This is a genomic window from Priestia sp. YIM B13491 (assembly GCF_042787605.1).
GTDB lineage: Bacteria > Bacillota > Bacilli > Bacillales > Bacillaceae_H > Priestia > Priestia megaterium_E.
On sequence record NZ_JBHZOR010000016.1, the window covers coordinates 44525 to 50847 of the forward strand.

The 6323-nt window shown below is 39.7% G+C and carries 7 protein-coding genes and 9 tRNA genes; 15 read left to right on the forward strand and 1 reads right to left on the reverse strand.

Annotated features, from left to right (window positions below):
- Window positions 1–37: 37 nt before the first annotated feature.
- The 5 genes from ACFX4E_RS26320 to ACFX4E_RS26340 all read left to right on the forward strand — a co-directional run bounded on the left by ACFX4E_RS26320 (window position 38) and on the right by ACFX4E_RS26340 (window position 4476).
- Window positions 38–370, forward strand: coding sequence for an anti-sigma factor antagonist (locus tag ACFX4E_RS26320; protein ID WP_013055009.1), 333 nt, complete (start codon window positions 38–40; stop codon window positions 368–370).
- Complete coding sequence (rsbW, locus tag ACFX4E_RS26325) at window positions 367–852, forward strand: anti-sigma B factor RsbW (protein ID WP_025753516.1); 486 nt, start codon at window positions 367–369, stop codon at window positions 850–852. The genes ACFX4E_RS26320 and rsbW overlap by 4 nt, the downstream gene beginning before the upstream one ends.
- Entirely contained in the window at window positions 818–1612 is a 795-nt protein-coding gene (gene sigB, locus ACFX4E_RS26330) for an RNA polymerase sigma factor SigB (protein ID WP_013055011.1), read from the forward strand. The genes rsbW and sigB overlap by 35 nt, the downstream gene beginning before the upstream one ends.
- Window positions 1612–2217: a PP2C family serine/threonine-protein phosphatase gene (locus ACFX4E_RS26335; RefSeq protein WP_034276828.1), complete on the forward strand. Its 606-nt coding sequence runs from the start codon at window positions 1612–1614 to the stop codon at window positions 2215–2217. The genes sigB and ACFX4E_RS26335 overlap by 1 nt, the downstream gene beginning before the upstream one ends.
- An 84-nt stretch (window positions 2218–2301) precedes the next feature.
- Window positions 2302–4476 carry a Tex family protein gene (locus ACFX4E_RS26340; RefSeq protein WP_330534325.1) on the forward strand — a complete coding sequence of 725 codons (2175 nt, stop codon included), beginning with the start codon at window positions 2302–2304 and terminating at the stop codon, window positions 4474–4476.
- Between the two features lie 56 nt (window positions 4477–4532).
- Here the strand turns inward: ACFX4E_RS26340 and cmpA are convergent, their stop codons facing one another.
- Window positions 4533–4649 carry a cortex morphogenetic protein CmpA gene (gene cmpA, locus ACFX4E_RS26345; protein ID WP_013055014.1) on the reverse strand — a complete coding sequence of 39 codons (117 nt, stop codon included), beginning with the start codon at window positions 4647–4649 and terminating at the stop codon, window positions 4533–4535.
- A gap of 109 nt (window positions 4650–4758) precedes the next feature.
- On the opposite strand from cmpA, the gene ACFX4E_RS26350 reads away from it, so the two are divergent.
- The 10 genes from ACFX4E_RS26350 (at window position 4759) to ACFX4E_RS26395 (ending at window position 6163) form a co-directional block, all read left to right on the forward strand.
- Window positions 4759–5208, forward strand: coding sequence for a SprT family protein (locus ACFX4E_RS26350; RefSeq protein WP_060745937.1), 450 nt, complete (start codon window positions 4759–4761; stop codon window positions 5206–5208).
- Window positions 5209–5342: 134 nt separating this feature from the next.
- Window positions 5343–5417, forward strand: a tRNA-Asn gene (locus ACFX4E_RS26355).
- A 3-nt stretch (window positions 5418–5420) separates the two neighbouring features.
- Window positions 5421–5511: transfer RNA gene (locus ACFX4E_RS26360), tRNA-Ser, on the forward strand.
- 9 nt (window positions 5512–5520) lie between these two features.
- Window positions 5521–5595: transfer RNA gene (locus ACFX4E_RS26365), tRNA-Glu, on the forward strand.
- Between the two features lie 23 nt (window positions 5596–5618).
- Window positions 5619–5694: transfer RNA gene (locus ACFX4E_RS26370), tRNA-Val, on the forward strand.
- A 28-nt stretch (window positions 5695–5722) separates the two neighbouring features.
- Window positions 5723–5798: transfer RNA gene (locus tag ACFX4E_RS26375), tRNA-Asp, on the forward strand.
- 10 nt (window positions 5799–5808) lie between these two features.
- Window positions 5809–5883: transfer RNA gene (locus tag ACFX4E_RS26380), tRNA-Gln, on the forward strand.
- A gap of 4 nt (window positions 5884–5887) precedes the next feature.
- Window positions 5888–5960, forward strand: a tRNA-Lys gene (locus ACFX4E_RS26385).
- A gap of 12 nt (window positions 5961–5972) precedes the next feature.
- Window positions 5973–6055: transfer RNA gene (locus ACFX4E_RS26390), tRNA-Leu, on the forward strand.
- Window positions 6056–6077: 22 nt separating this feature from the next.
- Window positions 6078–6163, forward strand: a tRNA-Leu gene (locus ACFX4E_RS26395).
- Window positions 6164–6323 lie beyond the last annotated feature (160 nt).

Genomic DNA, 6323 nt, shown 5'->3' on the forward strand with positions numbered 1-6323 from the left:
AAAGATAGCACAAAATTAGAGGGGGTCTACTAATACGATGAATTTAAAAATAGATATACAAAAGGACGGTCAAGCATATCGTATTAAGCTGGCTGGAGAGATTGACGCATATACAGCACCTAAGCTAAAAGAAAAGTTCATGGAAATTACTGAACATACCGAACCAGAAATTATAGTCGATTTAACCGATGTATCATACATGGATAGTACAGGACTAGGTGTATTTATTGCATTGTTAAAAGCCAATAAGAAAAATAACGGCTCTTTGAAATTTGTTGGTGTATCAGAGCGCATCAAGCGCTTATTTGATATTACGGGCCTCACAGACATTTTAAACGTGAATTCACAAGTAGAAGGTGGCGTAAAATGAAACAGCCTTATGACTTTGTTGAGATGAAGATTCCTGCTAAGCCAGACTACGTAGCGATTATTCGACTGACGCTGTCTGGTGTAGCGAACCGGATGGGTTTTTCTTATGATGAAATTGAAGATATGAAAATTGCTGTGAGTGAGGCATGTACAAATGCCGTGCAGCATGCTTACAAGAGTGAAGAAAATGGTGAAGTGAGAGTAGGTTTTGGTTTATTTGATGACCGTTTAGAAATCATGGTGGTCGATAAAGGTGAAAGCTTCAATTTTGAAGAGCTTAAGGAACATATAGGACCTTATGAAACATCAAAAGAAGTTGAATTTCTTCCTGAAGGTGGACTTGGTTTATATTTAATTGAAACACTAATGGATGAAGTGAAAATGGTCAATTCAAAAGGTGTAACGCTAATGATGACTAAGTATGTGCAAAGAGAGCAGGTGGAGAGTGATGAAAACACAGTCTCAACCTATGAAATTAACTAAAGAACAGGTTCAGGAACGAATTGAGCGCTTTCAAAAAACGCAGGATGAAGAAGCACAAAGTGATCTAGTAGTACATTACAAGAACCTTGTTGAATCTATTGCACGTCGTTATTCAAAAGGCAGAAGCTTACATGAAGATATTGTGCAGGTAGGGATGCTAGGACTGTTAGGAGCTATTAGAAGGTATGATGCTTCATTTGGAAGAAGCTTTGAATCGTTTGCTGTTCCTACAATCATTGGAGAGATTAAGCGATTTTTACGCGATAAAACGTGGAGTGTTCACGTGCCGCGCCGCATCAAAGAATTAGGTCCTAAAATTAAAGCAGCTGTCGAAGAGCTAACAACCCGTTTACAGCGATCTCCTCAAGTGAAAGAAATTGCTGATCATATCGGAGTGACAGAGGAAGAAATTTTAGAAACGATGGAGATGGGGCAAAGTTATCAAGCGTTGTCTGTTGATCATTCCATTGAAGCAGACTCTGATGGAAGCACTGTGACAATCCTTGATTTAGTAGGTGAACAAGAGTCGGGTTATGAGAAAACTGATCAGCGGTTAGTGTTAGAAAAAATTCTTCATGTATTAAGCGATAGAGAAAAAGAAGTGATTCGCTATACCTTTATTGAAAATCTGAGTCAAAAAGATGCCGGTGAGAAGTTAGGGATTTCTCAAATGCATGTATCTCGACTGCAAAGAAGAGCGCTTGATAAGCTAAGGACTGCAGCTCGCTCAGATTCTAACGATTCGGAGTATATGTCGTGATGACAGTAGACCCTAATACAAAGTCGATTCAAACTCATATATACCAAGAACCAAAGCAAGGGAACATATGTTGTGGAGATAGTTACTATGTCAAAGAAACGGATGACTATTTTCTATGTGCAGTGGCAGATGGATTAGGAAGCGGTGAACAAGCCAGAGCCGCTTCTGTAGCTGTTACGGATGTAGCGAAAGCTCATCATCATCTAGATGTGGATGAGATCATTTCTAAGTGCAACAAAGCTACTCGACATACAAGAGGCGCAGCAGTAGCTATTTTGAAAATTGATAAAAAACATAACGAATTTCATTATACAAATGTAGGTAATATCCGCTTTTATCTGTATTCTCCGGAGGGGAAATTAACGTACCCTCTGCCAATTCAAGGTTTTTTATCAGGGAAAATTCAAAAGTTCCGCACACAAACCTTCCCATATGACTCCGGTTCTAAATTTTTGATTCATACAGATGGCTTAGAATTAAAAGAGATTAAATCTGTTTTTGCTAACTCGATGAATGTAGATCAATTGTCGACACGGCTACAGGCAGCTATTCGATCTCATAATGACGATATTACGTATATCGCTGGTCATCTTCCAACCGCATAGCCTTTCTTTTTAGCTCACATGTGTTATTGCATGTGAGTTTTGTTACAATAGAGACAAAGTTTCATTTAGGTAGGAGGATAAGCTGTGTCTGTTGCAACGAAATTAGATAATCAAATTGTTCAGCGTGTAAGTAAAGAGGTGGAGATTTCACAAAAGCAAGTACAAAACGTAATTGCTTTAGTAGAAGACGGTAATACAGTTCCCTTTATTGCTCGATATAGAAAAGAACAAACTGGTGCTTTGGATGAAGTCCAAATTCGGAATATTTTAGATTCCTGGAACTATTTAATGAATTTAGAGGAGCGTAAAGAGGAAGTTCTTCGATTAATTAAAGAGCAAGGAAAATTAACTGAGGAACTGGCTGCTCAAATTCACCAAGCGAAGAAATTGCAGCAAGTAGAAGATTTATACCGCCCTTTTAAGCAAAAACGACGTACAAAAGCAACTGTAGCAAAAGAAAAAGGTCTTGAACCATTAGCGCAGTGGCTACTAAGTTTTCCACGTTCCGACGTGAAGAACGAAGCGAAAACATACATAAACGAAGAAGCGGGAGTTCAATCTTCTGAAGAAGCTATTCAGGGAGCCCTAGACATTGTAGCGGAACAAATTTCTGACGAAGCATCTTATCGTCAATGGATTCGTACGACCACTGTAAAGGATGGCATAATTGTTACTTCAGTCAAAGATCCTGAAAAAGATGAAAAAAATATCTATGAAATGTACTATGAATATACAGAAGCAGTAAAGCGAATCGTTCCTCATCGTATCTTAGCTATGAATAGAGGAGAAAAAGACGGCATTTTAAAAGTGAGTATTGATGCGCCTACAGATCGTATTCTTACATATTTACATAAACAAGTAATCAAAAAAAGGGATTCTTCAGCCGAAAGTTATATTATCTCAGCTATAGAAGATGCTTATAAACGCTTAATAGAACCATCTATTGAACGCGAAATCCGTAAAGAGCTATCAGAAAAAGCGGAAGAAAGAGCCATTCACATCTTTTCTGAAAACTTACGAAAACTGCTTCTCCAACCTCCATTGAAAGGGAAAGTGGTATTAGGAGTAGATCCAGCTTTTCGAACCGGCTGCAAATTAGCTGTAGTAGATGAAACAGGCAAGGTATTAAAAATTGATGTTATTTATCCACATCCTCCTGTGAGAAAAGCAGCTGAAGCGCAAAATAAATTAAAGAAAATGTTCGCTGAATACCCTATTGAAGTAGTAGCCATTGGAAACGGAACGGCATCTCGCGAAACGGAGCAATTTGTAGCGGATGTTCTTAAAGAAATTGAAAACCCAGTTTATTATTTGATTGTGAATGAAGCAGGAGCAAGCGTATATTCGGCTTCTGATGTTGCTAGAGAGGAATTTCCTGATTTTCAAGTAGAAGAGCGAAGCGCTGTATCGATTGCCAGAAGGCTGCAAGATCCGCTGGCTGAACTTGTGAAAATCGATCCTAAGTCGGTAGGAGTAGGGCAGTATCAGCATGATGTGTCTCAAAAGCAATTAAATGATTCACTGACTTTTGTTGTAGAGACAGTAGTAAATCAGGTAGGAGTAAATGCAAACACGGCTTCTGCTTCGCTTCTACAATACGTTGCTGGTCTAAATAAGACAGTTGCTCAAAACATTGTAAAATATCGGGATGAAAACGGAAAATTCTCTAACCGAAAACAGCTGAAGAAAATTCCGCGTCTAGGTGCTAAAACGTATGAGCAGTGTATTGGGTTTTTACGTATTATAGAAGGTGAAGAACCTTTAGACAGAACGGGTATCCATCCTGAAACATATGGAGACGTTAAAAAGCTTTTAAAGAAAGCTGAAGTGAAAGAGACTGAGCTTGGAACGGAGAAAGTAAAAGAAGCATTAAAACATATTTCTTTACCCGAAATATCAGAAGAACTAAGTATAGGGGAGCTTACTTTAAAAGACATTATAGAAGCGCTCGTAAGACCGGAAAGAGATCCTCGTGATGAACTGCCAAAACCTTTGCTCCGTCAGGATATTTTGAAGCTAGAGGATCTTGCCAAAGGTATTCAGCTTGAAGGTACGGTGCGAAACGTCGTAGACTTCGGAGCGTTCATCGATATAGGAGTTAAGCAAGACGGTCTAGTCCATATTTCTAAATTAACGAATCGGTACGTTAAGCACCCCCTCGATGTCGTTTCAGTAGGAGATTTGGTGAATGTGTGGGTAGAAGACGTAGATATGAAAAAAGGAAGAGTCGCATTGACGATGATTCCGCCCCATCAATAATAAAATTGCCTTTTCAGATTTTCTGAAAAGGCAATTTTATTTTTAAAAAGAAGTGATTAAGAAGCGGAGTTATTTTTTTGATAAAAAAACCAACATTGATTGAGCAATTTTATTTGTGCACGGTCTTTTTCAGAATAAGCGCGCCTCATTTGTTTTTGTAGCCACATTGGCATAAGGACAATCACTCCTTTTCATTTATGATAAGGTAAATAGTGAGTATGTAATGAAGTGTATGCCCAAAGAGCTAGTCAGGTGATTTCATACAGTAGAGGAGTATATAAGATGAATGATAAGGATTTACAAATACTTGTAGAAGAAATTTCATTGAAGTTGTTTCACAAACCATTTCGTCATGAAGCCACTTTTAATCCTCGTTTACGTACGACAGGTGGAAGGTATTTATTACGTACATCTAATATAGAAGTAAACTACAAATACTTTGAACAATATGGCACACAAGAAATAGTAGCAATCATTAAACATGAGCTCTGTCACTATCATTTACATATTGAGGGGAAAGGGTATAAGCATGGAGATCAAGACTTTAAAAGCCTAATGAAAGAAGTAGGGGCCCCCCGATTTTGTCAGGCATTGAAAAAAGAAAGTGATGGAAAGAAAAAAGAGCACATATATGTATGTATGCAGTGCGATCAAAAATATGTTCGAAAAAGAAAAGTGAACACGGTTAAATATGTTTGTGGAAAGTGTAAAGGTAAATTAAAAAAAATGTAGAAGATGCTTGACTAAAATAGATTGATTATGATAAATTAATAAAGCCGTCTCAAATAAACGGCAAATAAATTACAAAAACTTATTGACATTACATATAATGTCGATTACAATGTAAGAAGTCTGATAAATATTATTCCACAGTAGCTCAGTGGTAGAGCTATCGGCTGTTAACCGATCGGTCGTAGGTTCGAGTCCTACCTGTGGAGCCATATGGAGAAGTACTCAAGTGGCTGAAGAGGCGCCCCTGCTAAGGGTGTAGGTCGTGTAAGCGGCGCGAGGGTTCAAATCCCTCCTTCTCCGCCATTTTATAATGGCCCGTTGGTCAAGCGGTTAAGACACCGCCCTTTCACGGCGGTAACACGGGTTCGAATCCCGTACGGGTCACCATTGATTTTCATTTACATATTTGTGGAGGATTAGCTCAGCTGGGAGAGCACCTGCCTTACAAGCAGGGGGTCGGCGGTTCGATCCCGTCATCCTCCACCATTTGACTGTTTTATACATAATTTTGGATGGTCCCGTGGTGTAGCGGTTAACATGCCTGCCTGTCACGCAGGAGATCGCGGGTTCGATTCCCGTCGGGACCGCCATTTAAATTATTGGGCTATCGCCAAGCGGTAAGGCAACGGATTTTGATTCCGTCATGCGTTGGTTCGAATCCAGCTAGCCCAGCCATAAAGAGCCATTAGCTCAGTTGGTAGAGCATCTGACTTTTAATCAGAGGGTCGAAGGTTCGAGTCCTTCATGGCTCATTTTCATTTCTTGCGGGTGTGGCGGAATTGGCAGACGCGCTAGACTTAGGATCTAGTGTCTTTACGACGTGGGGGTTCAAGTCCCTTCACCCGCATCTTATTCATTTTATGTATTTAGCGGTCGTGGCGGAATGGCAGACGCGCTAGGTTGAGGGCCTAGTGGGGGCGACCCCGTGGAGGTTCAAGTCCTCTCGGCCGCACCAAAAAAACTTTTGAAAAAGTGTTGACATAAGAAAACAGAAATGATATTATAATAAAGTCGCCAAAACAACGGCGGTAAACATCATAAGAAGCGCCCGTAGCTCAATTGGATAGAGCGTTTGACTACGGATCAAAAGGTTAGGGGTTCGACTCCTCTCGGGC

What these genes read in the sequence shown, in the direction of transcription:
- ACFX4E_RS26320 (WP_013055009.1), top strand. Translation starts at nt 38, where the DNA reads ATGAATTTAAAAATAGATATACAAAAGGACGGTCAAGCATATCGTATT.
- rsbW (WP_025753516.1), top strand. Translation starts at nt 367, where the DNA reads ATGAAACAGCCTTATGACTTTGTTGAGATGAAGATTCCTGCTAAGCCA.
- sigB (WP_013055011.1), top strand. Translation starts at nt 818, where the DNA reads ATGAAAACACAGTCTCAACCTATGAAATTAACTAAAGAACAGGTTCAG.
- ACFX4E_RS26335 (WP_034276828.1), top strand. Translation starts at nt 1,612, where the DNA reads ATGACAGTAGACCCTAATACAAAGTCGATTCAAACTCATATATACCAA.
- cmpA (WP_013055014.1), bottom strand. Translation starts at nt 4,649, where the DNA reads ATGCCAATGTGGCTACAAAAACAAATGAGGCGCGCTTATTCTGAAAAA.
- ACFX4E_RS26350 (WP_060745937.1), top strand. Translation starts at nt 4,759, where the DNA reads ATGAATGATAAGGATTTACAAATACTTGTAGAAGAAATTTCATTGAAG.